Genomic DNA, 22812 nt, shown 5'->3' on the forward strand with positions numbered 1-22812 from the left:
GGGGGTGTCGCCGGGCCGGATGCCGCCAGGCCGGGCCGGAAGGCGCTAGGACCGGACCACCGGGGTGCCGACCAGCTCGACGCCGGCCGCCCGCAGCTCCTCCAGCGCGGCGGAGGTGGTCTCCGCGGCCACCCCGGCGGTGAGGTCCAGCAGGACGCGGGTGGTGAAGCCCGCCCGGGCCGCGTCCAGCGCGGTCGCCCGCACGCAGTGGTCGGTGGCGATGCCCACCACGTCGACCTCGTCGACCTGCCGCTCGCGCAGCCACTCCACCGGGCCGCGGTTGTTCTCGTCCAGCCCCTCGAAGCCGCTGTACGCCGCCGAGTAGGCGCCCTTGTCGAAGACCGCCTCGACCGCGCCGGAGATGACGGCGGGCGCGAAGTTGGGGTGGAAACCCACGCCCTCGGTGCCGGCCACGCAGTGCGGCGGCCAGCTGTCGACGTAGTCCGGCTGGGTGGAGAAGTGGTCGCCCGGGTCGATGTGGTGGTCGCGGGTGGCGAGGATGTGCTGGTAGCCGGGGGAGGACTCGGCGATGAGGTCGGTGATGGCGGCGGCCACCTCGGCGCCGCCGGCGACGGCCAGGCTGCCGCCCTCGCAGAAGTCGTTCTGCACGTCGACGACGATCAGTGCCCGGTGCATGGCTCGCATCCTCGGATGTCGGGGGCCCGCGGGAGGCGGCGCCCCGGTGGGGGAGCCCTCGGGAGTACTCGGCCCGGCTGTGCGGGACTCGGGGGGTTCTCGGGGAGCTCCGGGGAACTCTACGGCTGACTCTAGGGAGTGCCGCGCGGGGGCGGAAGCCCCCGGGGGCCGGTCCGGTGGCCGGGCCGGGGCCTGCGTTCGGGCCCGCCGGCCCGGCCGGCCGGCGAGGGTCAGGCCCGGCCGGCGGGACCGGGGGTCAGTGGGCCGGGTCGGCCGGCAGGGCCAGTTCGGTCGGCAGCACCGGGTCGCCCTTGGAGAGCTGGGTGGCCGACAGCGGCAGTGCGGCCCGGGCCCGGACGTGCCGTTCGCGGGCGGCGCTCAGCGGCTCCCGGCCGACGGTCTCGCCGGCCAGCACCAGCGGCACCTGCACCAGGTGCGGCCGCAGTTCCTCCGGGACGGGCCCGGTGCCGACCACCTCGGCCTCGGCCACGCCCTCGGCGTCGGGCCGGCGGGCCGCCCACTTGCGGCCGCCGATGCTGGTCTTGCCGCCGGCCGCGCGCTTGGCGACCGGGACCAGCGGTCCGCCCTCGGTCTCGGCCCGGGCGACGAGCTTGTAGACCATGGCGCAGGTCGGGTGGCCGCTGCCGGTGACCAGGCTGGTGCCGACGCCGTAGCCGTCGACCGGGGCGGCGGCCAGGGCGGCGATCGCGTACTCGTCCAGGTCCGAGGTGACGATGATCCTGGTCTTCTCGGCGCCCAGTTCGTCGAGCTGGCGGCGGACCCGGTGGGCGAGGAGGGTGAGGTCGCCGGAGTCGATCCGGACGGCGCCCAGTTCGGGGCCGGCCACCTCGACGGCGGTGCGTACGGCCTCGCGCAGGTCGAAGGTGTCGACGAGCAGCGTGGTGCCCTTGCCCATCGAGGCGATCTGCGCGCGGAAGGCGTCCCGTTCGCTGTCGTGGACCAGGGTGAAGGCGTGGGCGGCGGTGCCGGTGGTCGGGATGCCGTGGGTGAAACCGGCCTCCAGATCGGAGGTGGCGGCGAACCCGGCCACGTACGCGGCCCGGGCGGCCGAGACGGCAGCCTGCTCGTGGGCCCGGCGGGCGCCCATCTCGATGACCGGGCGGCCGCCGGCGGCGGCCGTCATCCGGGAGGCGGCGGCCGCGATCGCCGAGTCGTGGTTGAGGATCGAGAGGATCACCGTCTCCAGGATCACCGCCTCGGCGAAGCTGCCCTCGACGGTGAGCAGCGGCGAGCCGGGGAAGTAGACCTCGCCCTCGGGGTAGCCGTGGATGTCGCCGCGGAAGCGGTAATCGGCGAGGTAGCGCAGGGTGTCCTCGTCGACCACGCCCTGGCCGGCCAGCCAGTCCAGTTGGGCGGTGGAGAAGCGGAAGGCCTCGACGGCGTCGAGCACCCGGCCGGTGCCGGCCATGACGCCGTAGCGGCGGCCGCCCGGCAGACGGCGGGTGAAGACCTCGAAGACGGAGTGGCGGTGCGCGGCCCCGCTGCGCAGGGCGGCCTGCAGCATGGTGAGCTCGTAGCGGTCGGTGAGGAGCGCGGTCGAGCCGGCCGCGCGCACGGAAGTGGCGTCCATGGAGATGATGCTACTACCACTTAGCGTCAGAGTGACGATTTCTCGTCGAGCGGACCGGGTCGGAATCGCCCGGGTGTCCCCCGGATGGCAGCATGGGGCTTGAGGAGCAACGGACGAGTGTGCAGCGAGGAGGACCCGGCGTGAGTGTCGCGCCCGCGGAGATCGAGCGCCCCGAGGTCGAGGGGCTGCCGGTGGCAGAACCGGACACGCCCTGGGTGACCATCGTGCACAACGACGCGGTCAACCTGATGAGCTACGTCCAGTACGTCTTCCAGGCCTACTTCGGCTACCCGAAGGACAAGGCCCGGAAGCTGATGATGGACGTCCACACCAAGGGGCGGGCGGTGGTCTCCAACGGTTCCCGCGAGGAGATGGAGCGCGACGTCCAGGCGATGCACGGCTACGGCCTCTGGGCGACGCTGCAGCACGACTGACGCCGCGGCACGACTGACGCCGCGGCACGACTGACGCCGCGGTGCGACCGGCGCTGCGGTACGACCGACGCCGGACCGCCGGCCGTACGACGACGACGACGAAGACGGGCTGACCGATACAGATGGCTGGGTTGTTCGAGAGCACCGGCGGTGGCGGCGCGGTGATCGCGCTGGACGAGTGGGAGGCCTCCATCCTGCGCTCGCTGGAAGTGCAGGTGTTGGAGCTGATCGGCCCCGGGCCGGGCGGGGAGGGCGGCGACCCGCTGGCCGCGCTGTTCGCCGAGGGGCCGACCGAGGCGCCCGCCGATCCGGTGCTGGCCCGGTTCTTCCCCGACGCCTACGGCGATCCGGAGAAGCCGGACGACGGCGAGGCCGAGGCGGCGTCCGGGGAGTTCCGCCGCTTCACCGAGCTGGACCTGCGGGCCCGCAAGCGGGACGACGCGCTGTTCGTCATCCGGGCGCTGGACGGGCTCGGCGGTGGCGGGGTGCTCAAGCTGGGCACCGAGGACTGCCCGCGCTGGCTGGGCGCGCTGAACGACCTACGGCTGGCCCTCGGCGTCCGGCTGGAGGTCACCGAGGACGACGAGGACGGCCTCTACGACCTGCCGGACGGCGACGAGCGCAAGCCGCTGGTGATGGCGTACCTGTGGCTGGGGGCGCTGCAGGAGTCGCTGCTGGAGGCGATGGCCGGGTGAACGGGAGCTGAATCCCGGCCCACGTTCAGGGGTGATCCTGCCCGCTTTCGGGCAAGCCCCGACGGTTTCGTCCAGCATGTGGACGATCCGCCGGGGCTTTTCCGCACAAAATCGGGCGAACCCTACCAGGCCATGCTCAAATATCGCTCAGACGAACACCGCTATTCGGATGGTGCGTGGTACGACTTCTCCACCCCCGAGACCGACCAGGACGGTGTGCGCATGGCCGAGAAGTTGTCCGACGAAGTCGTCGACACCACTCCGGACGAAGAGGGCTACGAGCGGGGACTCGGAAGCCGCCAGATCCAGATGATCGCCATCGGCGGCGCCATCGGCACCGGCCTCTTCCTCGGTGCCGGCACCGCGATCTCCAAGTCCGGCCCGAGCCTGATCCTCTCCTACGCCGTCGCCGGCCTGGTGATCTTCGTGATCATGCGGGCCCTCGGCGAACTGCTCACCTACCGCCCGGTCTCCGGCAGTTTCGCCGAGTACGCCCGGGAGTTCCTCGGCCCCTTCGCCGGCTACGTCACCGGCTGGACGTACTGGCTGTTCTGGGTCGTCACCGGCATGGCCGAGACCACCGCCGCCGCCGTGTACGTGAAGTTCTGGGCGCCGGACATCCCGCAGTGGCTCAGCGCGCTGACCTTCCTGGTCATCCTCTACGCGGCCAACCTGATCTCGGTGAAGGTGTTCGGCGAGATCGAGTTCTGGTTCTCCATGGTCAAGGTCACCGCCATCATCGGCATGGTCCTGATCGGCATAGGGGTGCTCACCCTGGGCTTCAGCAAGGCCGGTGACACCGCGTCGGTCAGCCACCTGTGGGAGAACGGCGGCTTCTTCCCCAAGGGCATCGGCGCCACCGTGATGACCCTGCAGATCGTCATGTTCGCCTACCTGGGCGTCGAACTCGTCGGCGTCACCGCGGGCGAGAGCGAGAACCCCGAGAAGACCCTGCCGCGGGCCATCAACACCCTGCCCTGGCGCATCGCGCTGTTCTACATCGGCGCCCTGGTCGTCATCCTCTCGCTCGTCCCGTGGACCGAATTCCAGCCCGGCGTCAGCCCGTTCGTCGCCGCCTTCGGCAAGATCGGCATCCCCGCCGCGGCCGGCATCATCAACTTCGTGGTGCTCACCGCCGCGCTGTCCTCCTGCAACTCCGGCATGTACTCCACCGGCCGGATGCTGCGCGACCTCGCGCTGCGCGGCCAGGCCCCCGGGCGGCTCACCAAGCTCAACTCCCGCCGCAGCCCGGCCGTCGCGATCACCGTCTCCTGCCTGCTGATGGGCGTCGGCGTGGTGCTCAACGGCCTCGTCCCGGAGCGGGCGTTCGAGTACATCACCTCGGTCGCCACCGTCTGCGGCCTGTGGACCTGGGCGATGATCCTGATCTCCCAGATCCGCTACCGCAAGGCCTGGAAGGGCGGCCACCTGCCGCGGCCCACCTTCAAGGCGCCCGGCGGCGCCTGGGTCAGCTGGGCCGCGCTCGCCTTCCTCGCCCTGGTCGTCGTCCTGATCGCCCTCGACGAGGGCAACCGGATCTCGCTGTACGTCTTCCCGGCCTGGGCCGTCCTGCTGGTGGTCGGCTACCGCTTCCTCGAACGCCGCAACCCGCAGGCCGTCCACGCCACCGCCCACGACCACCTGCCCGCCCGCGACGCCGGCTGACCGGCCCCGGTCCGGCTGACCGGCCCCCGGTCCGCCCCTGGGCCGGGGGGTGCCGACCGCACCGCGGACACCGGCCGACCGCGCCTCGGACGCCCCGGCAGACACCTGCCGGGGCGTGGCTATCCTGACCCGCATGCTGACCATCACCCGAGAACTCCGCGACCGGATCGTGGCCCACGCCCGCGCCGACCACCCGGACGAGGCCTGCGGCGTGGTCGCCGGACCGGCCGGCAGCGGACGGCCCGAGCGGTTCATCCCGATGCTCAACGCGGCCCGCTCGCCCACCTTCTACGAGTTCGACTCGGGCGACCTGCTCAAGCTCTACCGCGAGATGGACGACCGCGACGAGGAGCCGGTGATCGTCTACCACTCCCACACCGCCACCGAGGCCTACCCCTCGCGCACCGACGTGAGCTACGCCTCCGAGCCCTTCGCCCACTACGTCCTGGTCTCCACCGCCGACGGCAACGGCGAGGACGACCCGTACCAGTTCCGCTCGTTCCGCATCGTGGACGGCGAGATCACAGAGGAAGACGTCCAGGTCGTCGAGGAGTACGCGGCCTGACCGGCCCCCGCCCGCACCCCGCCCGCCGACCGTTCCGAACCGGTCGGCGGGCCCCGGTGTCTCAGCACTGGGGACGAGAACATCCGGATCCCGAGACGGGCATGTCGGAGCGGGCCCGGGAATCTATACGATGAGCCCATGCGTTCCGTCGATGTGAGCAACCAGGCCCCGGGCACCCGCCTCGTGGCGCGCCTGCACATCGACCTGTGCCGGCACGCCGGCGCGATCTGTCCCGGCACGTCCGCGCGCTCGCGCTGAGAGCCGCCCAGCCCCACCCGGGCCCGCCGCCCCACCGGCGACGCCGAGCCCCGGGCACCGCCGTCCCGCCGCGCCCGCTGCGGCCCACCCACTCCACGACTCGCACAGGAGCGCACCCATGGCCATCGAGGTCCGCATCCCGACCATCCTCCGCACCTACACCGACGGCGCCAAGGCCGTCGAGGGCAACGGCAGCAACCTCGCGGAACTCTTCACCGACCTCGACGCCCGCCACCCGGGCATCGCCGCCCGCCTGGTCGACGGCGGCGAGCTGCGCCGCTTCGTCAACGTCTACCTGAACGACGAGGACGTCCGCTTCCTGGAGGGCATCTCCACCGCCCTCGCCGACGGCGACAGCGTCACCATCCTGCCCGCCGTGGCCGGCGGCGCCCGCTGATCCACCGGCTCCCCCGCCGCCGGCGGGGGAGCCACCCGGCAACCCTCACCATCCGCGACCCCCAGCACCCGCTGCCTTCACCGCCGGGTGACCCTCACCGCCGTGGCCGGAGGCCCCCTTGCGTTACGACAGCCCGCTCGAAGCCGTCGGCAACACCCCGCTGGTCCGCCTGCCGAGGCTGTCCGCCGCCGTCCCCGGCAACGACGAGGGCCTGGTGACCCTCTGGGCCAAGCTGGAGGACCGCAACCCGACCGGCTCGATCAAGGACCGCCCGGCGCTGCACATGATCGAGCGCGCCGAGGCCGACGGCCGGCTCACCCCGGGCTGCACCATCCTGGAGCCCACCAGCGGCAACACCGGCATCTCCCTCGCCATGGCCGCCAAGCTCAAGGGCTACCGGATGGTCTGCGTGATGCCCGAGAACACCAGCGAGGAACGGCGCGAACTGCTCCGCATGTGGGGCGCCGAGATCATCCCCTCCCCGGCCGCCGGCGGCTCCAACACCGCCGTGCGGATGGCGAAGGAGATCGCCGCCGAGCATCCCGACTGGATCATGCTCTACCAGTACGGCAACCCCGACAACGCGGGCGCCCACTACACCGGTACCGGCCCCGAGATCCTCGCCGACCTGCCGACCGTCACCCACTTCGTGGCCGGCCTCGGCACCACCGGCACCCTCATGGGCGTCGGCCGCTACCTGCGCGAGAAGGTCCCCGGCGTGAAGATCGTCGCCGCCGAACCGCGCTACGACGACCTGGTGTACGGGCTGCGCAACCTCGACGAGGGCTTCGTCCCCGAGCTGTACGACGCCGAGGTGCTCACCACCCGCTTCTCCGTCGGCTCCGCGGACGCCGTCCGCCGCACCCGCGAACTCCTCCAGCAGGAAGGCATCTTCGCGGGCGTCTCCACCGGCGCCATCCTGCACGCGGCGATCGGCGTCGGCCGCAAGGCGGCAGCCGCGGGGGAGCGCGCGGACATCGTCTTCGTGGTCGCCGACGGCGGCTGGAAGTACTTGTCCACCGGCATCTACACCGCCGAGTCCACCGAGGCGGCGGTCGAGGCGCTGCAGGGCCAGCTCTGGGCCTGATCCGGTTCCGGACGGGCCCTAGTTCCAATACCGGTGACTTTGGTGCGATTCAGTCGTTGGTTGGGTTGTGCCAAGGCCTGGACAGGTGAAGTCGCCGGTGAGTGACCGGCTCTCGGATCGGATCGCGTTGGGGGTGCTGACGCGGGCTTATCCGCCCGAGTTGATCGATGAGGTGGTCGCCGAGTGCGGTCGGGTCGAACAGCGGCATCGATTGCTGCCGGCACGGGTGGTGGTCTATTTCGTCCTGGCGATGTGCCTGTTCTTCGGGCAGGGCTATGAGGAGGTCGCCCGGCTGCTCGTCCAGGGGCTGGAGCGCGATGGCCGGTGGGCTCGGGCCTGGCGAGTGCCGACGACGGCGGCGATCGGCCGGGCGCGTCTTCGGCTCGGGCCCGAGCCGTTGCGGGTCCTGTTCACCCGGGTCTGCCGGCCGGTGGCAGTCCGTGAGACACAGGGCGCCTGGTATCGGCGGTGGCGGCTGGTCGCGGTGGACGGCACCGTTTTCGACCTGCCGGACACGACAGCGAACGCCGGGTTCTTCGGGAGGCCGGGCAGCAGTCGCGGTCAGGGCCGCAGCGCGTATCCGCAGGCAAGGGTCGCGGCCCTGGCCGAGTGCGGCACTCACGCCGTGTTCGCCGCCGAGATCGGACCGCTGTCCGTCCACGAGGCCGTCCTGGCCGAGCGGCTGTTCCCCGCGCTGGTCGAAGGCATGCTCGTGCTCGCCGACCGCGGATTCTGCGGCCTGGACCTGTGGCGGGCGGCGAGGGCGGGCGGCGCCGATCTGCTGTGGCGGGTGCGGAGCGTGGTCGTGCTGCCGGTGGTCGAGATGCTCGACGACGGCTCCTACCTTTCGGAGATCGTCACGGCGCGGGACCACTACCGGCGGGCGGATCCGGAGCGGGTACGGGTCGTCGAGTACACACTCGGCCCGCACGGCGGCGACGGCACCGTCTATCGACTGATCACCAGCATCCTGGATCCCGCCCGGGCCCCGGCCCCGGAGCTCGCCGCCCTCTACGCCCAACGGTGGGAGATCGAGAACACACTCGATGAGATCAAGAACCACCAGGGCGGCCCCGGGCTCGTCCTGCGCTCCCAGCACCCGCACGGGGTCGAACAGGAGATCTTCGCGTTCCTGCTGGTCCACCACGCCCTGCGAGACCTGATGCACCAGGCCGCCCTGCGAGACGGGCACGATCCCGACCGGATCTCCTTCACCCGCACCCTGCGCATCGTCCGCCGCCACGTCACCGGGCAGGCGGCGCTTTCCCCCCTCCCGACTCAACCGGGCTACCGTCCGGAGCCTGCGTGAGATAACCGAACGGCTCCTGCCCCCAAGGCGGTTGCGCTCCAACCCTCGCGTGATCAAACGCAAGATGTCGAACTGGGCACTCAAGCGCGCCGAGCACTCCAACCAACCGCGACCCGACGCACCAACAGTCCGACTGGTCGGGCCGACCCGAGCCACCTCAACCAGCCGGAAAACTACCTAAATCAGCAGTATTGGCCCTAGTTCAGCACCTTCTGCGCCCGGGCCCAGACCTGGCGGTCCACCGTGCCGGCCCGGCGGCGGAAGGCCGACAGCGGCACGTCGCGCAGTTCGTCCGTCTCCAGCCAGCTGGCCCGGCCCTGCCGGTCGCCCACCGAGCCCGGCGGCAGCGGCAGCACGCCCGGGCGGTCGGCGTGGTGCTTGCTGGTGATCTTCGCGACGGTGGCGGTCCGGCCCCGCACCCGCAGCACCAGGCACGGGCGGTCCTTGGAGCCCGGGCCGTCCTCGAACGGCACCTCCGCCCACCAGATCTCCTGCGGCTCCGGGAGGGCCCTGGTGCCGGGGCGCGGCCGCGGGCCGGTCGGGCCGGCCGGACGCGCGGCCGGCCGGGTGCGCCGCGCCCGCAGCGCCGCGACGGCCGCCGCCAGCGCGATGCCGGCCAGTGCCAGGACGACCCAGGTACCAGTCATGCCGTTCATGCCGCGAACCGTACCGGGCCCAGGGTGGACGCCACCACCGTGACGGCTGTGACAGTTGAGTATTTGTCCGTACGTTGCTCCCGGTTCGTCACGGAACGGCCACCGTGCCCCTTCTGCGCAGAAGGCTCCGGTGGACTCCGGAGAGGCTGCCTCACGACCGCCCGCCCCCGCCCCCTCCGGAGGTGTTCCTCGTGAGTGGATCCGAGCTGTGGTCCTACGCCGAGATCGCCCGCCACATCAGCGTCCGGCCCGAGACCGTCCGCAGCTACCGCCGGCACGGGCTGCTGCCCGACCCGGACGTCATCGACGGCAGCGGCCACCCCCGCTGGTACCCCGACACCATCCGCGCCTGGGCCCGCAACCGCCCCCGCCACCGCTGACCGCCTTCCCGTCCCCGGCCCCCGCCCCCGTCCCCGGCGTTCTGGTGATTCCAGCCACAGCGCGGCACGGGGACGGGGGCAAAGTGCCCCTCCGCCCTTACCCTCGACACACCAATGCAGTGCTCCCGGCCGGTCGAACCGGCCCGGCCTGCCGTTTTCCATGCTGTTTTCCATGCCGTTTTCCAACAGCAGCCAGGACGTGTCGGGGCGGAGGGGCTCGGATGAAACTGACCGTGGTGGGGTGCTCGGGGAGCTTCCCGTCCGCCGACTCGCCCTGCTCCAGCTACCTGGTCGAGGCCGAGGGGTACCGCGTCGTCCTCGACCTCGGCAACGGAGCCCTCGGTGCCCTGCAGAAGTACACCGGCCTCTACGACGTCGACGCCGTCCTGCTCAGCCACCTGCACGCCGACCACTGCGTCGACCTGTGCGCCTACTGGGTCGCCCGCAACTACCGCGCCGAGGGCTGCCCCGAGCTGCTGCCCGTGTACGGCCCGGCCGGCACCGCCGAACGGCTCGCCCGCGCCTACGACATGCCCGAGAACCCGGGGATGAAGGAGGTGTTCGAGTTCCGCACCCTCACCCCCGGCAGTTTCCGGCTCGGCCCGTTCCGGATCACCGTCGCCCGGGTCAACCACCCCGTCGACGCCTTCGCCTTCCGGCTCGAACACGGCGGCAGCTCGCTCGTCTACAGCGGCGACACCGGCGAGAGCGCCGAACTCGTCGAACTCGCCCGCGACACCGACCTCTTCCTCTGCGAGGCCGCGTACATCGACGGGCGCGACACCTACCGGGCCGTCCACCTCAACGGGCGCGAAGCCGGCGAGCACGCCACCGCCGCGGGCGCCCGCCGGCTCGTCCTCACCCACATCCCCCCGTGGACCGACGCCGAGCACAACCGCCGCGACGCCGCCGCCGCGTACGCCGGGCCGGTCGAGATCGCCCGCGCGGGCGCGGTGTACGAGCTCTGACGGACGCTGCCGGCACTGGCTGACCCCACTGGGGCCAGCCGGTTCGTCTCATCAGGCTGCGCCGATGGAGATCCCCAACTCGCGCCGGAAGAGACTGACGTGACTGGACGTCAGGTCATTGCCGGCCTGGGAGCGGAGAGCCGCTTCCAGGCCGGCGTGCATGCCGCCCGGCGGGGGTGGATCCCCTGGATCCAGGGGATCCAGAGTGCCTAACGCCGCCCGGGGACGGGCAGTCCGAGGTGGTCCCGGAGGGTGTGGCCGGTGTAGTCGGTGCGGAAGACCCCGCGTTCCTGGAGCAGCGGCACCACCCGGTCGACGAACTCGTCCAGGCCGCCCGGGGTGAGGTGCGGGACGAGGATGAAGCCGTCGGCGGCGTCGTTCTGCACGAAGTGGTCGATCTGCGCGGCGACGGTGGCGGGGGCGCCGATGAAGGACTGCCGGCCGGTCAGCTCGATCACCAGTTCGCGGCTGGTCAGCTGCTTCTCGGCCGCCACCGCCCGCCACCGCCGGGCGACGGCGACCGGGTCGCCGTGCCGGACCCGGCCCTGGACCAGGGCGCTGTCGGGGTCCGGGTCGACGGCCGGCAGCGGCCCGTCCGGGTCGTGGCCGGACAGGTCGATGCCCCAGACCTGCTCCAGGAAGGCGATCGTGGTCTGCGGTCCGACCTGAGCCCGTCGGATCGCGGTGGCGCGTTCGGCGGCCTCGGCGTCGGTGTCGCCGAGCACGAAGGTGACCCCGGGCATGATCTTCAGCTCGTCCGGCTTGCGCCCGTACGCGGTGAGCCGGCGCTTGACGTCCGCGTGGAAGGCCTGGCCGTCGGCGAGGGTGGAGTGCCGGCTGAAGACCACGTCGGCGGTGGCGGCGGCGAACTCCCGGCCCTCGTCGGAGTCCCCGGCCTGGATCACCACCGGGTGGCCCTGCGGCGGGCGGGGCAGCGAGAGCCGGCCCTCGACGTCGAACTGCGGGCCGCGGTGCCGTACGCCCTCCTCCCCGGCGTCCCAGAACTCCCGTGCCAGCTGCACGAATTCGGCAGCCCGGGTGTAGCGGTCGGCGCGGTCCAGGTAGCCGCCGCGGCGGAAGTTCTCGCCGGTGAAGGCATCCGAGGAGGTGACCACGTTCCAGGCCGCGCGGCCGCCGGAGAGGTGGTCCAGGGAGGCGAAGCGGCGGGCCAGTTCGTACGGTTCGTTGAAGGTCGCGTTGACGGTGGCGGCCAGTCCGAGCCGTTCGGTGACGGCGGCCAGCGCGTTCAGCACGGTGATCGACTCGGGGCGGCCGACCACGTCCAGGTCGTGGATGAGGCCCTTGGACTCGCGCAGCCGCAGGCCCTCGGCGAGGAAGAAGAAGTCGAACTTCCCGCGCTCGGCGGTCTGCGCGAGGTGGCGGAAGGAGGCGAACTCGATGTGGCTGCCGGAGGCGGGGTCGCTCCACACCGTGGTGTTGTTGACGCCGGGGAAGTGCGCGGCGAGGTGGATCTGCTTGAGCGGGCGGTCCGTCATCGGGTCACCTCGGCGAGGGCGGGGGTTGCGGCGGCGGGCGAGAGCGGGGCGGCGTAGCGGCTGGCCGGGCGGGCCAGGCCGAGGTGGTCGCGCAGGGTGCGGCCGGTGTAGTCGGTGCGCAGCAGTCCGGCGGCGCGCAGGGCCGGGGCGATCCGGTCGGCCAGGGCGGCGAGGTCGCGCTGCGGGTCGGCGGGGGTGAGGTGGAAGCCGTCGACGCCGGTGCCGGTGGCGGTGAGTTCGGCGAGCAGGCGTTCGTCGGCGGCCCGGTCGGGCAGGGCGGACAGGGTGGCGTCGAGGCGGGCGAGGATCCGCAGGCCCTCGCCGGCGCGCAGCCGCAGTTCGGTGGCGGCGCTCAGCCGGGTGGCGCGGTCGGAGGCGTCGAGCAGGACGACGTCGGCGTGCCGGATGGCGGTGGCGACCCGGGCGCGGCCGCCGGGGGAGGCGTCCGGCGCGAGGTCGGCCGCGGTCACCGGCACCACGACCACCGGGCGGCCCTGCGGGGGGCGCGGGGTGATGGATGGGCCGCGGACCGAGAAGTGCGGGCCCTCGAAGTCGACGTAGTGCAGCTTGTCGCGGTCGATGAAGCGCCCGGTGGCGGTGTCGCGGATCTCCGCGTCGTCCTCCCAGCTGTCCCAGAGCCGGGCGGCGACCTCCACGGCGTCGGCCGCCTCGGCCCACAGCTCGTCCTCGGGGGCGACCGGGCGGCGGCCGAAGGCCCTGGCCTCGGCCTCGGTCGTGGAGACGCCGACCAGCCAGCCGGCCCGGCCCTCGCTCACCCAGTCCAGGGTGTTGACCGAGATCGAGGTGTGGAAGGGCTCGGTGTGGGTGGTGGTGACGGTCGGCACCAGCCCGACCCGGCCGGTCAGCGGGGCGGTGCGGGAGAGGGTGGCGAGCGCGTCGGGGCGGCTCGGCACGGCGGCGAAGGAGTCGTCGAGGGTGACGAAGTCCAGGGTGGCCCGTTCGGCGAGGCGGGCGAGGACGGTGTAGTGCCCGGCGTCGAAGCGGCCGGGACGGCCGGGGGTGTCGGGGCTGTCGAGGGCGGCGGACAGGTGCAACGGGCGGGGCATGGTGAGCCTGACTTTCCTCGTGCGGACGCGTGCGCGCACCGGCGGACCCGTACGGGTGCGGGGGCGGGCGGGCACGCGGATGCGCGGTGACGGCCCGCGGGCGGAGCCCGGACGGGCGGGAGGGGAGGAGCCGGCACCGGGCGGGACGTCAGCCGGGCGGCGGCGGGGGAACGGTCAGCTCAGCCGCGACACGCCGCGGACCACACGCGACCAAAGTCGATGTGGCTGCGGGTGACCAGCGGGCACGAGGCGTTCACCGCTTCAGTTGACCAGGGCCTCCGTCGGTTCGTCAACCGCCGTTTCCGCATCCCGGAGGAGCGGTGCGCGAAGGGCCCCGCCCCGCCGCTGGGGGAGCAGCGGCGGGGCGGGGCCCTTCGGGCGGGTGTGACGCGGGGCGTCAGGCCTTGGTCACGTCCTCGATCTCGTCGTCGTCCTCGCGACCGGGGGTCTTGAGGTTGAACTTGGTGATCGCGAAGCGGAACACGAAGTAGTAGATCGCGGCGAAGACCAGGCCGAGCGGGATGATCATCCACGGACTGGTGGCCTTGCTCCAGGCCAGCGCGTAGTCGATCAGGCCGCCGGAGAACGTGAAGCCGTCGTGCACGCCGAGCGCCCAGGTGACGGCCATCGAGACGGCGGTGAGCAGCGCGTGGATGACGTACAGGGCCGGGGCGATGAAGACGAAGGAGAACTCGATCGGCTCGGTGACACCGGTGACGAAGGAGGTCAGGGCCAGCGACACCATCATGCCGGTGACGGCCTTGCGGCGGTGAGGCTTGGCGGTGTGGGCGATGGCCAGCGCGGCGGCGGGCAGCGCGAACATCATGATCGGGAAGAAGCCCGACATGAACTGCCCGGCGGTCGGGTCGCCGGCGAAGAAGCGGTGCAGGTCACCGTGCACGACGACGCCGTCGGGGCCGGTGAAGTCACCGGTCTGGAACCAGGCGTAGGAGTTCACGAACTGGTGCATGCCGACGGGCAGCAGACCGCGGTTCACCAGGCCGAAGGCACCTGCGCCGAACGAGCCGGCGCCGATCAGGGTGTCGTTCATGCTCTTGATGGCATCGCCGACCGGGCCCCAGGTCAGGGCGAAGAGCACACCGACGGCGGTGCCGACGAAGGCCATGATGATCGGGACGAGGCGACGGCCGTTGAAGAAGCCGAGCCAGTCGACCAGCCTGGTGCGGTGGTACTTCTGCCAGAGCACGGCGGCCAGAAGGCCGATCACGATGCCGCCGAGCACGCCCGGGTCCTGGTAGACCGGCTCGACCCACTTGCCGTCGGCGATGTGCCCCTCGGTGACGGGGAACGCGGTGAGCACCTTCTGGTACACCAGGAAGCCGACGAGGGCGGCGAGGGCGGTGGAGCCGTCGGCCTTCTTGGCGAAGCCGATCGCGATACCCACGGCGAACAGCAGCGGCAGGGCACCGAAGACGCCGTTGCCGGCGGCCGCGAAGACCGCGGCGACCTTGTCCCAGCCCAGGCCGTCCTTGCCGAAGACGTCGTCCTGGCCGAGGCGCATCAGCAGGCCGGCGGCGGGGAGCACCGCGATGGGCAGCTGCAGGCTGCGGCCGATCTTCTGCAGACCCTGGAGGAGGTTCTGGCCGAACTTCTTGGCGGGGCTGGGCGTGGCCGGAGCCGTGGCGGGCGCCGGTGCCTGCGCAGACTGACTCATGGGGGTGGGTTCCTAACGGCATGGCGGTCGGTCGGGGGAAGGCACAGGGGCCGGACCGCGAACTGGTCTACACCACGGGTGGTGTAGACCAGTTTTGTAGCACGGGCGGAGAACCGGAGGAACCCGGAAAGCGCCGTCTCCGGGAAGCGCTATGAAATCGAAACCTACTCACCGGACAACGATCATGATTACCCGCCGTGATGGGGATTTTGGCTAATTGCGCAACAAAAGCACGACCCCGCCCGTCAGGGACGTCGGTCCTTTGTGGAAATGCCGAAGGCCCCCGGACGGCGAGTCCGGAGGCCAATGCGGGTGATGACCGGTGACGCTCTGTTTCAGGCCTTGGTGACGTCCTCGACTTCGCCCTCCTCCTCCCGCCCCGGCGTTTTCAGGTCGAATTTGACGATGATGAACCGGAAGAGCGCGTAGTACACGGCGGCGAAGCAGAGGCCGATGACGATGATCAGCCAGGGCTTGGTGGCCAGCCCCCAGTTGATGACGTAGTCGATCAGGCCGGCCGAGAAGCTGAACCCGTCGTGCACCCCCAGTCCCCAGGTCACCGCCATCGAGGCGCCGGTCAGCAGGGCGTGCACCGCGTACAGGGCCGGGGCGACGTAGGCGAAGGAGTACTCGATCGGCTCGGTGACACCGGTGACGAAGGAGGTCAGGCCGACCGAGAGCATCAGGCCGTAGATCTCCTTGCGACGGTGCGGCTTGGCCGAGTGCGCGATGGCGAGGGCGGCCGCCGGCAGCGCGAACATCATGATCGGGAAGAAGCCGGTCTGGAACTGGCCGGCCGTCGGGTCGCCCGCCAGGAAGCGCGGGATGTCGCCGTGCACGACGGAGCCGTCCGGCTTGGTGAACTCGCCGAACTGGAACCAGACGAAGGTGTTCAGCAGCTGGTGCATGCCGATCAGCAGCAGCGCCCGGTTGACCAGGCCGAAGATGCCGGCGCCCCCCGCGCCCAGATCGGCCAGGTTCTGCGAGAAGTCGTTGAGGCCGCGGCCGATCGGCGGCCAGACCCAGAGCGCGAGGCAGGCGGTCAGCATGCCGACCAGGGCGGTGATCATCGGCACCAGACGGCGCCCGTTGAAGAAGCCCAGCCAGTCGACCAGCTTGGTGCGGTGGAAGCGCACCCACAGCCAGGCCGACATCAGGCCGATCAGGATCCCGCCCAGCACCCCCGGGTTCTGGTACGTCGCGACGGCCGCCTTCGCCGAGGTGTAGTCCACGCACTGCTCGCCGACCAGGACGGTCGGCGGCTTGCAGTGCTCCGGGAAGGCGTGCAGCACCCTGTAGTAGACGAGGAATCCGACCACGGCCGCCAGAGCCGTCGAGCCGTCCGCCTTCTTGGCCATGCCGATCGCCACGCCGATGCAGAACAGCATCGGCAGGCCGAGCGAGGAGTCGAGCAGCGCGCCGCCGGCCGCGGCGAAGACCTTGGCGACGTTGTTCCAGCCCAGGCCGTCCTTGCCGAACACGTCCGGCTGGCCGAGCCGGTTGAGGATGCCCGCGGCCGGGAGCACCGCCACCGGCAGCTGCAGCGAGCGGCCCATCTTCTGGAGACCGCCGTAGAAGGTGTGCCACCACACGGTCTGCGGGGCCGTGGCTCCTGCCGAACTCATCCTTCACCCTCCGGAACCGGTTGCCGGCCGGAGGCCCCTGCGGGACCCCGGGCGGAGTCCAGGAACGCCCGGGGTCCTTTCTGCGTTCATCGGAGTACACATATATTGGTGTAGACCACTTTGGGACGCAGGTCGCACTCCGGGACTCCGGCCCCGCTGATCGTCATCCTCGGGCGACGACCAGGAGCCTGCCCGCCGGAATGGGCCGAAAGTGGACTAACGTGGCAGACCGGACCGACCCGGGTGATGCTGGTCGCGCCGCACGCCGGCACGACCGCAGCTGAACCCGCGTCAGCCACCGGTACGGACCTCGCCGCCCCACGGCCGAGGGACGCCCCCCACCGCACAGCCCACAGCACAGCCCCACCGCACAGCGCAGAAACGGCACCCGGCAGAGCCGCCGACGAGCCGAGACAGAGGGAGAAAACAGATGGCCAGCAAGGCTGAGAAGATCGTCGCCGGTCTGGGCGGCATCGACAACATCGAAGAGGTCGAAGGCTGCATCACCCGCCTGCGCACCGAGGTCAAGGACGCCGGCCTGGTCGACGAAGCAGCCCTCAAGGCCGCCGGCGCCCACGGCGTCGTCAAGATGGGCACCGCGATCCAGGTCGTCATCGGCACCGACGCCGACCCGATCGCCGCCGACATCGAAGACATGATGTGAGCTGAGCCACACCGGCCCACCAACCCCGGCCCGCCGCCCCTCCACGGGAACGGCGGGCCGAGGCGTGCCACAAGCCGACCGTGCGCCCGGACGCATCCGAACCGCCGTCCGGAGCCACTACGCTCAGTGCCTATGTCACGCATCGACGGCCGCACCCCCGAACAACTCCGCCCGATCACCATCGAACGCGGCTGGAGCAAGCACGCCGAAGGCTCCGTCCTCATCTCCTACGGCGACACCAAGGTGCTGTGCACCGCCAGCGTCACCGAAGGCGTCCCGCGCTGGCGCAAGGGCAGCGGCGAAGGCTGGGTCACCGCCGAATACTCCATGCTCCCCCGCGCCACCAACACCCGCGGCGACCGCGAAGCCGTCAAGGGCCGCATCGGCGGCCGCACCCACGAGATCAGCCGGCTCATCGGCCGCTCGCTGCGCGCCGTCATCGACCACCGCGCCCTCGCCGAGAACACCATCGTCCTCGACTGCGACGTCCTCCAGGCCGACGGCGGCACCCGCACCGCCGCCATCACCGGCGCCTACGTCGCCCTCGTCGACGCCGTCGCCTGGGCCCGCGACAAGAAGATCCTGCGCGCCAAGGGCCAGCCCATCACCGGCGGCGTCAGTGCCGTCAGCGTCGGCATCATCGACGGCACCCCCATGCTCGACCTCCGGTACGAGGAGGACGTGCGCGCCGAGACCGACATGAACATCGTCTGCACCGCCGACGGCCGCTTCGTCGAGGTCCAGGGCACCGCCGAAGGCGCACCCTTCGACCGCGACCTCCTCAACCGGCTCCTCGACCTCGGCAGCCTCGGCTGCGCCGAACTGGACGAGATCCAGCGCAAGGCCCTCGAAGGCTGAACCGGCCCGGGCCCCACGGCCGTAGCCCGGGCCGGACGCCCCACCGCCGGACCCCAGCCGCTGTACAGGCCGGGCCCGCAGACCGTACGGTTCCCGCAGCACCCCCGCTGCGGGAACCGCGCACCCCCCGGCGCGCGTCCCCCACTACGGAACCCGCGCCCCACAGGAGGACCGGATGCCGTCCAGCATCGCCCGCCCCGCCGCCCTCGCCGTGGCCGGACTGATCGCGATCCTCCCGCTCAGCATGGTGAGTTGCTCCGCCGCGCAGAAGGCGATCGACTGCGGCAACACCGCCGTGAAGATCACCGGCGACATCGCCGACGTCACCAAGGCCTACGACAACTCCAGCAACGACTCGGCCGCCGCCGGGAAGGCCCTGCAGAAGCTCAAGAGCGACCTCGACCAGGTCGGGAAGAACTCCAAGAACACCGACGTCGCCAAGGCCGTCACCGACCTGCAGAAGCAGGTCGAGAACGTGCAGCACGCCGCCGACAAGAACCAGGTCCCCGACCTCAAACCGCTCGGCGACGCCGCCGGCAACCTCACCTCGGCCTGTACCGGCTGACGGTCCCGAGCCTCTGGATAGGGTGGGCGATATGTCCACCCGTCTGATCCTCGCCACCCGCAACCAGCACAAGGTCGCCGAGCTGCGCGCCATCCTCACCGACGCCGGCCTCGACGTCGAACTCGTCGGCGCCGACGCCTACCCGGAGATCCCCGACGTCCCCGAGACCGGCGTCACCTTCGCCGAGAACGCCCTGCTCAAGGCCCACGCCCTGGCCCGCGCCACCGGCCTGCCCGCCGTCGCCGACGACTCCGGCCTCTGCGTGGACGTCCTCAACGGAGCACCCGGCATCTTCTCCGCCCGCTGGGCCGGCAAGCACGGCGACGACCGCGCCAACCTCGACCTGCTGCTCGCCCAGCTCTCCGACATCGCCGAACCCCACCGCGGCGCCCACTTCTTCTGCGCCGCCGCCCTGGCCCTGCCGGACGGCACCGAACGCGTCGTCGAGGGCCGCCTCCTCGGCACCCTGCGCACCGCCCCCGCGGGCGACGGCGGCTTCGGCTACGACCCGATCCTCCAGCCCCTCGGCGAGACCCGCACCTGCGCCGAGCTGACGGCGGCCGAGAAGAACGCCATCAGCCACCGCGGCCAGGCCTTCCGCGCCCTGGCGCCGGTGGTCAGGGAGCTCATCGGCTGACGACTCGCAGGAACGAGGATGGCCCGCCTCCCTTCGATTCGAAGGGAGGCGGGCCATTTCACGCGTACGCCCGGAGGGATTCGAACCCACGACAAAGCGGACCTAAACCGCTCCTCTCTACCGCTGGAGTACGGGCGCATACCAGCTCAAGCCTACCGGGTATCGGGGGTTCCAGCGCGAGGATTCCGGTTTCGGCCGCAGGAGGTCGGAGTGACGGAGTGGCAGTTCGGGCAGAGCAGCCGGAGGTTGTCCGGTCGGTTGTCCGACCAGTCGCCTTTGATGTGGCCGACCTCCGGGGTCATCGGCCTACCGCGCCACTCGGGGTTGACGTCGCAGCCCCCGCATCGCTCGGGGCGGCCGAGTTCGGCCGAAGCGCTGCGGGATGTTTGGCTGCTGATTACCAATTGGTACAGACCTATTGACCTATGTGGTTCAGACCACATAGCTTCTGCGCCAATTGAATCCCCCACGTGCGTGCTCCCCCACAGGCATGCGCCGACACTCTCTCCTGGAGGACCGAGTGTTGATCCGAACCACGGCGGAGCAGCGTCCCACCGCTGCCGTCCGCCGGAAGAGCGCCCGGGCCGGTGTGGCCTCCTTGGCGGCGGCCTCGATGGCCGGGCTGTTGATGGCGACGCTGGGTGCGGCGCCCTCGCAGGCGTCGGCGGCTGTCGACAACGCGTCCTGTCGGCCGGACGGGCTGTACCAGACCCCCGGGGTGGACGTCCCGTACTGTTCCGTCTACGACTCCGGTGGGCGCGAGAAGATGGGCGCGGACCACCAGCGCCGCATCATCGGTTACTTCACGGGCTGGCGCACCGGGAAGAACGGTGACCAGCCGTACTTGGTGAGCGACGTCCCCTGGGACAAGGTCACCCACCTCAACTACGCCTTCGGGCACGTCGGTGGCGACAACAAGCTGTCGGTCGGTGCGGACGGCCCGGCCAACGAGGCGACCGGGATCTCCTTCCCGGGCGTGCCCGGTGCCGAGTTGGACCCGACCCTGCCGTACAAGGGTCACTTCAACCTGCTGACGAAGTTCAAGAAGCAGTACCCGAACGTCAAGACGCTGATCTCGGTCGGTGGTTGGACCGAGACCGGCGGCTATTTCGGGGACGACGGCAAGCGGGTGAACTCCGGTGGCTTCTACTCGATGACCGTCAACCCGGACGGCAGCGTCAACCAGGCCGGCATCGACACCTTCGCCGCCTCGTCGGTCGACTTCGTCCGCAAGTACGGCTTCAACGGCGTCGACATCGACTACGAGTACCCGACCTCGATGAAGGATGCCGGTAACCCGCTGGACTGGCAGCTCGCCAACTCCAAGCGCGGTTCGCTGGCCAAGGGGTACGCGGCGCTGATGAAGACGCTGCGGGAGAGCCTGGACAAGGCCGGTGCCGCCGATGGCCGACACTACCTGCTGTCGGTCGCGGCCCCGTCCTCCGGCTACCTGCTGCGCGGCATGGAGACCTTCCAGGTGGCGCAGTACCTGGACTACGTCAACATCATGTCGTACGACCTGCACGGCGCGTGGAACAAGTACGTCGGCCCGAACGCCTCGCTGTTCGACGACGGCAAGGACGGTGAGCTGGCGGCCGCCAACGTGTACGGCACGGCGCAGTACGGCGGCATCGGCTACCTGAATGCCGACTGGTCGTACCACTACTTCCGCGGGGCGATGCCCGGTGGTCGGATCAATGTCGGACTGCCGTACTACACCCGTGGTTTCAAGAACGTGCAGGGCGGCACCAACGGTCTCTGGGGTACGGCGTCCGCGACCAGCTGTCCGGTGGGCTCGGGTCTGACCTCCTGCGGTGACGGTGCGGCCGGCATCGACAACATCTGGAACGACAAGGACGACGCGGGCAAGGAGTCCCCGGCCGGGTCGAACCCGATGTGGCACGCGAAGAACCTGGAGAAGGGCGTCCTGCCCGACTACCTGGCCAAGTACGGCGTGACGGACACCGCGTTGCAGGGCAGCTACGTCCGCAACTACAGCTCCAGTCTGGTGGCGCCGTGGCTGTGGAACGACGCCAAGAAGGTGTTCCTCTCGACCGAGGACGAGCAGTCGGTGGGTGCCAAGACGGACTACATCGTCAACCAGGGCGCCGGCGGCGCGATGATCTGGGAGCTGGCGGGCGACTACCGGTGGGACGCCGGGGCCAACGGCGGCAAGGGCGAGTACGTGCCCGGTTCGACGCTGACCTCGCTGATGTACGACAAGTTCAAGTCGGCGACGCCGTACGGCGCGACCCGTTCGACGGTCGCGCTGCCGCAGCAGACCCTGCCGGTCGACGTGTCGTTCACCAACTTCGCGCTGGGCGACTCGAACTACCCGATCAACCCGAAGCTGCACATCGTCAACAATTCGACGGTGACCCTGCCGGGCGGGACCGAGTTCCAGTTCGACTACTCCAACTCGGCTCCGGGCAACGCCAAGGACCAGTCGGGCTTCGGTCTGCAGGTCATCCGGCAGGACAATCCGGGCCCGGGCAACGTGGGCGGGCTGAAGGGCACCTACAACCGGGTGTCGGTCAAGCTTCCGGGCTGGCAGTCGCTGGCGCCGGGTGCCTCGGTCGACATCGATGTCGTCTACTACCTGCCGGTGTCCACGCCGTCCAACTGGACGGTGAACGTGGGCGGCACGCTGTACGGGATCAAGGGCGACCTGTCCCGGGGCGCGGTGGACGGGGGTACGACGCCTCCCACCACGCCTCCGACGACCCCGCCGACCACGCCGCCGACGACACCTCCCACGACCCCGCCGCCCACCACGCCGCCGGCCGGTTGCGCGGGTGCGCCGAGCTGGGACGCGGGCACCACCTACGCGAGCCCCACCAAGGTCTCGTGGAAGGGCCGCTACTACCAGAACAAGTGGTGGACCAAGGGCGATGACCCCACGGCGAGCGGCGCGTGGGGAGTCTGGAGCGACCTCGGGGCCTGCTGAGCGGTGAGCGGCCCGCGGAGGTGAGGGACGGCGGTGGCGGCGCACCCGGTCGGGGGGTGTGCCGCCACCGCTTCGTCGTGGGCGGGCGGGCTCAGGCCTCGATCTTGAGGTCGCGCAGCAGCTTGGCGACGTGGCCGGTGGCCTTGACGTTGTACAGCGCGTGCTCGACCTTGCCCTGCTCGTCGACGATCACGGTGGAGCGGATCACGCCCTGGTAGGTGCGGCCGTAGTTCTGCTTCTCGCCGTAGGCGGCGTACGCCTCCAGGACCTTGTGGTCCGGGTCGGAGAGCAGGGTGACCTTGAGGTTCTCGGTCTCGCGGAACTTGCCGAGCTTCTCCGGCTGGTCGGGCGAGATGCCGATGACGTCGTAGCCGGCGCCCGCGAAGACCTCCAGGTTGTCGGTGAAGTCGCAGGCCTGCTTGGTGCACCCCGGAGTGAGCGCCTTGGGGTAGAAGTAGACGATGACCTTGCGGCCCGCGTGGTCGGCGAGGGACACCTGGTTGCCGTCGGCGTCGGACAGGCTGAAGGCGGGCGCGGTGTCGCCGGGCTGGAGACGCTCAGTCATGGGTGGACTCTCCTGGTGCGTGCTGCTGCTGGGACGGGCTGGACGGGCGGTCGTACCACGGCCAACTTACCT

General features: G+C 71.0%; 23 protein-coding genes and 1 tRNA gene. 15 read left to right on the forward strand and 9 right to left on the reverse strand.

The annotated features are described in order from the left end of the window. Window positions 1–45 precede the first annotated feature (45 nt). Both BX285_RS10420 and BX285_RS10425 read right to left on the reverse strand, forming a co-directional pair. Window positions 46–636 carry an isochorismatase family protein gene (locus tag BX285_RS10420; RefSeq protein ID WP_121174974.1) on the reverse strand — a complete coding sequence of 197 codons (591 nt, stop codon included), beginning with the start codon at window positions 634–636 and terminating at the stop codon, window positions 46–48. A gap of 256 nt (window positions 637–892) precedes the next feature. Beyond that, a complete protein-coding gene (locus tag BX285_RS10425; protein ID WP_097237727.1) occupies window positions 893–2227 on the reverse strand; it encodes a nicotinate phosphoribosyltransferase in 1335 nt (444 codons plus the stop codon). Between the two features lie 140 nt (window positions 2228–2367). Here BX285_RS10425 and clpS point away from each other — a divergent pair, with 140 nt between their 5' ends. The 8 genes from clpS (at window position 2368) to BX285_RS10460 (ending at window position 8637) form a co-directional block, all read left to right on the forward strand. Then, entirely contained in the window at window positions 2368–2661 is a 294-nt protein-coding gene (clpS, locus tag BX285_RS10430; RefSeq protein WP_097237728.1) for an ATP-dependent Clp protease adapter ClpS, read from the forward strand. 122 nt (window positions 2662–2783) lie between these two features. Continuing rightward, entirely contained in the window at window positions 2784–3356 is a 573-nt protein-coding gene (locus BX285_RS10435) for a DUF2017 domain-containing protein (RefSeq protein ID WP_097237729.1), read from the forward strand. Between the two features lie 222 nt (window positions 3357–3578). Beyond that, window positions 3579–5021, forward strand: a complete 1443-nt coding sequence (locus BX285_RS10440) for an amino acid permease (protein ID WP_121174975.1) — start codon at window positions 3579–3581, stop codon at window positions 5019–5021. Window positions 5022–5154: 133 nt separating this feature from the next. Then, window positions 5155–5586, forward strand: a complete 432-nt coding sequence (locus BX285_RS10445) for a Mov34/MPN/PAD-1 family protein (protein ID WP_097237731.1) — start codon at window positions 5155–5157, stop codon at window positions 5584–5586. A 138-nt stretch (window positions 5587–5724) separates the two neighbouring features. Next, the gene (locus tag BX285_RS39180) at window positions 5725–5844 is read left to right on the forward strand and encodes a putative leader peptide (protein WP_310794195.1); all 120 of its coding nucleotides are present in this window, start codon (window positions 5725–5727) and stop codon (window positions 5842–5844) included. A 118-nt stretch (window positions 5845–5962) separates the two neighbouring features. After that, the gene (locus BX285_RS10450) at window positions 5963–6241 is read left to right on the forward strand and encodes a MoaD/ThiS family protein (protein ID WP_097237732.1); all 279 of its coding nucleotides are present in this window, start codon (window positions 5963–5965) and stop codon (window positions 6239–6241) included. 118 nt (window positions 6242–6359) lie between these two features. Next, a complete protein-coding gene (locus BX285_RS10455) occupies window positions 6360–7328 on the forward strand; it encodes a PLP-dependent cysteine synthase family protein (RefSeq protein WP_097237733.1) in 969 nt (322 codons plus the stop codon). A gap of 67 nt (window positions 7329–7395) precedes the next feature. Then, window positions 7396–8637, forward strand: a complete 1242-nt coding sequence (locus tag BX285_RS10460) for an IS4 family transposase (RefSeq protein ID WP_121174976.1) — start codon at window positions 7396–7398, stop codon at window positions 8635–8637. A gap of 197 nt (window positions 8638–8834) precedes the next feature. Here BX285_RS10460 and BX285_RS10465 read toward each other — a convergent pair whose 3' ends face one another. Next, complete coding sequence (locus BX285_RS10465) at window positions 8835–9284, reverse strand: type II toxin-antitoxin system PemK/MazF family toxin (protein ID WP_097240223.1); 450 nt, start codon at window positions 9282–9284, stop codon at window positions 8835–8837. Window positions 9285–9484: 200 nt separating this feature from the next. Between BX285_RS10465 and BX285_RS10470 the strand changes: the two genes are divergently transcribed. Together BX285_RS10470 and BX285_RS10475 are read left to right on the forward strand one after the other, a co-directional pair. Next, on the forward strand, window positions 9485–9673 hold the full coding sequence (locus BX285_RS10470; protein WP_097240224.1) for a MerR family transcriptional regulator: 189 nt from the start codon (window positions 9485–9487) through the stop codon (window positions 9671–9673). Between the two features lie 221 nt (window positions 9674–9894). Further along, window positions 9895–10641 (forward strand): MBL fold metallo-hydrolase, encoded by a 747-nt coding sequence (locus tag BX285_RS10475; RefSeq protein WP_097237734.1) that lies wholly within the window; start codon window positions 9895–9897, stop codon window positions 10639–10641. A gap of 209 nt (window positions 10642–10850) precedes the next feature. On the opposite strand, the gene BX285_RS10480 is transcribed toward BX285_RS10475, so the two are convergent. The 4 genes from BX285_RS10480 to BX285_RS10495 form a co-directional block, all read right to left on the reverse strand. After that, window positions 10851–12137, reverse strand: coding sequence for an LLM class flavin-dependent oxidoreductase (locus tag BX285_RS10480; protein WP_097237735.1), 1287 nt, complete (start codon window positions 12135–12137; stop codon window positions 10851–10853). Continuing rightward, window positions 12134–13204 carry an LLM class flavin-dependent oxidoreductase gene (locus BX285_RS10485; protein WP_121174977.1) on the reverse strand — a complete coding sequence of 357 codons (1071 nt, stop codon included), beginning with the start codon at window positions 13202–13204 and terminating at the stop codon, window positions 12134–12136. Before BX285_RS10485 ends, BX285_RS10480 begins: the two co-directional genes overlap by 4 nt. A 397-nt stretch (window positions 13205–13601) precedes the next feature. Next, window positions 13602–14879: a PTS transporter subunit EIIC gene (locus BX285_RS10490; RefSeq protein WP_121174978.1), complete on the reverse strand. Its 1278-nt coding sequence runs from the start codon at window positions 14877–14879 to the stop codon at window positions 13602–13604. Window positions 14880–15214: 335 nt separating this feature from the next. After that, window positions 15215–16504: a PTS transporter subunit EIIC gene (locus BX285_RS10495; protein WP_121174979.1), complete on the reverse strand. Its 1290-nt coding sequence runs from the start codon at window positions 16502–16504 to the stop codon at window positions 15215–15217. A gap of 430 nt (window positions 16505–16934) precedes the next feature. Between BX285_RS10495 and BX285_RS10500 the strand changes: the two genes are divergently transcribed. From BX285_RS10500 to rdgB, 4 genes are all read left to right on the forward strand, one after another. Beyond that, window positions 16935–17168, forward strand: a complete 234-nt coding sequence (locus BX285_RS10500) for a glucose PTS transporter subunit EIIB (protein ID WP_097237739.1) — start codon at window positions 16935–16937, stop codon at window positions 17166–17168. Between the two features lie 132 nt (window positions 17169–17300). Continuing rightward, window positions 17301–18026, forward strand: coding sequence for a ribonuclease PH (gene rph / locus BX285_RS10505; RefSeq protein WP_097237740.1), 726 nt, complete (start codon window positions 17301–17303; stop codon window positions 18024–18026). 175 nt (window positions 18027–18201) lie between these two features. Continuing rightward, a complete protein-coding gene (locus BX285_RS10510) occupies window positions 18202–18591 on the forward strand; it encodes a hypothetical protein (protein WP_121174980.1) in 390 nt (129 codons plus the stop codon). Window positions 18592–18622: 31 nt separating this feature from the next. Then, complete coding sequence (gene rdgB / locus BX285_RS10515; protein ID WP_097237742.1) at window positions 18623–19228, forward strand: RdgB/HAM1 family non-canonical purine NTP pyrophosphatase; 606 nt, start codon at window positions 18623–18625, stop codon at window positions 19226–19228. Between the two features lie 65 nt (window positions 19229–19293). On the opposite strand, the gene BX285_RS10520 is transcribed toward rdgB, so the two are convergent. Continuing rightward, window positions 19294–19366 (reverse strand) — tRNA-Leu (locus BX285_RS10520). Between the two features lie 475 nt (window positions 19367–19841). Between BX285_RS10520 and BX285_RS10525 the strand changes: the two genes are divergently transcribed. Continuing rightward, a complete protein-coding gene (locus BX285_RS10525) occupies window positions 19842–22175 on the forward strand; it encodes a chitinase C-terminal domain-containing protein (RefSeq protein ID WP_259470696.1) in 2334 nt (777 codons plus the stop codon). 91 nt (window positions 22176–22266) lie between these two features. Here BX285_RS10525 and bcp read toward each other — a convergent pair whose 3' ends face one another. Further along, complete coding sequence (gene bcp / locus BX285_RS10530; RefSeq protein ID WP_097237744.1) at window positions 22267–22740, reverse strand: thioredoxin-dependent thiol peroxidase; 474 nt, start codon at window positions 22738–22740, stop codon at window positions 22267–22269. Window positions 22741–22812 lie beyond the last annotated feature (72 nt).

It is taken from the genome of Streptomyces sp. 1114.5, assembly GCF_003635085.1.
Classification (GTDB): domain Bacteria; phylum Actinomycetota; class Actinomycetes; order Streptomycetales; family Streptomycetaceae; genus Kitasatospora.

What these genes read in the sequence shown, in the direction of transcription:
- BX285_RS10420 (WP_121174974.1), bottom strand. Translation starts at nt 636, where the DNA reads ATGCACCGGGCACTGATCGTCGTCGACGTGCAGAACGACTTCTGCGAG.
- BX285_RS10425 (WP_097237727.1), bottom strand. Translation starts at nt 2,227, where the DNA reads ATGGACGCCACTTCCGTGCGCGCGGCCGGCTCGACCGCGCTCCTCACC.
- BX285_RS10435 (WP_097237729.1), top strand. Translation starts at nt 2,784, where the DNA reads ATGGCTGGGTTGTTCGAGAGCACCGGCGGTGGCGGCGCGGTGATCGCG.
- BX285_RS10440 (WP_121174975.1), top strand. Translation starts at nt 3,579, where the DNA reads ATGGCCGAGAAGTTGTCCGACGAAGTCGTCGACACCACTCCGGACGAA.
- BX285_RS10445 (WP_097237731.1), top strand. Translation starts at nt 5,155, where the DNA reads ATGCTGACCATCACCCGAGAACTCCGCGACCGGATCGTGGCCCACGCC.
- BX285_RS39180 (WP_310794195.1), top strand. Translation starts at nt 5,725, where the DNA reads ATGCGTTCCGTCGATGTGAGCAACCAGGCCCCGGGCACCCGCCTCGTG.
- BX285_RS10450 (WP_097237732.1), top strand. Translation starts at nt 5,963, where the DNA reads ATGGCCATCGAGGTCCGCATCCCGACCATCCTCCGCACCTACACCGAC.
- BX285_RS10465 (WP_097240223.1), bottom strand. Translation starts at nt 9,284, where the DNA reads ATGACTGGTACCTGGGTCGTCCTGGCACTGGCCGGCATCGCGCTGGCG.
- BX285_RS10475 (WP_097237734.1), top strand. Translation starts at nt 9,895, where the DNA reads ATGAAACTGACCGTGGTGGGGTGCTCGGGGAGCTTCCCGTCCGCCGAC.
- BX285_RS10480 (WP_097237735.1), bottom strand. Translation starts at nt 12,137, where the DNA reads ATGACGGACCGCCCGCTCAAGCAGATCCACCTCGCCGCGCACTTCCCC.
- BX285_RS10485 (WP_121174977.1), bottom strand. Translation starts at nt 13,204, where the DNA reads ATGCCCCGCCCGTTGCACCTGTCCGCCGCCCTCGACAGCCCCGACACC.
- BX285_RS10490 (WP_121174978.1), bottom strand. Translation starts at nt 14,879, where the DNA reads ATGAGTCAGTCTGCGCAGGCACCGGCGCCCGCCACGGCTCCGGCCACG.
- BX285_RS10495 (WP_121174979.1), bottom strand. Translation starts at nt 16,504, where the DNA reads ATGAGTTCGGCAGGAGCCACGGCCCCGCAGACCGTGTGGTGGCACACC.
- BX285_RS10500 (WP_097237739.1), top strand. Translation starts at nt 16,935, where the DNA reads ATGGCCAGCAAGGCTGAGAAGATCGTCGCCGGTCTGGGCGGCATCGAC.
- rph (WP_097237740.1), top strand. Translation starts at nt 17,301, where the DNA reads ATGTCACGCATCGACGGCCGCACCCCCGAACAACTCCGCCCGATCACC.
- BX285_RS10510 (WP_121174980.1), top strand. Translation starts at nt 18,202, where the DNA reads ATGCCGTCCAGCATCGCCCGCCCCGCCGCCCTCGCCGTGGCCGGACTG.
- rdgB (WP_097237742.1), top strand. Translation starts at nt 18,623, where the DNA reads ATGTCCACCCGTCTGATCCTCGCCACCCGCAACCAGCACAAGGTCGCC.
- BX285_RS10525 (WP_259470696.1), top strand. Translation starts at nt 19,842, where the DNA reads ATGGCCGGGCTGTTGATGGCGACGCTGGGTGCGGCGCCCTCGCAGGCG.
- bcp (WP_097237744.1), bottom strand. Translation starts at nt 22,740, where the DNA reads ATGACTGAGCGTCTCCAGCCCGGCGACACCGCGCCCGCCTTCAGCCTG.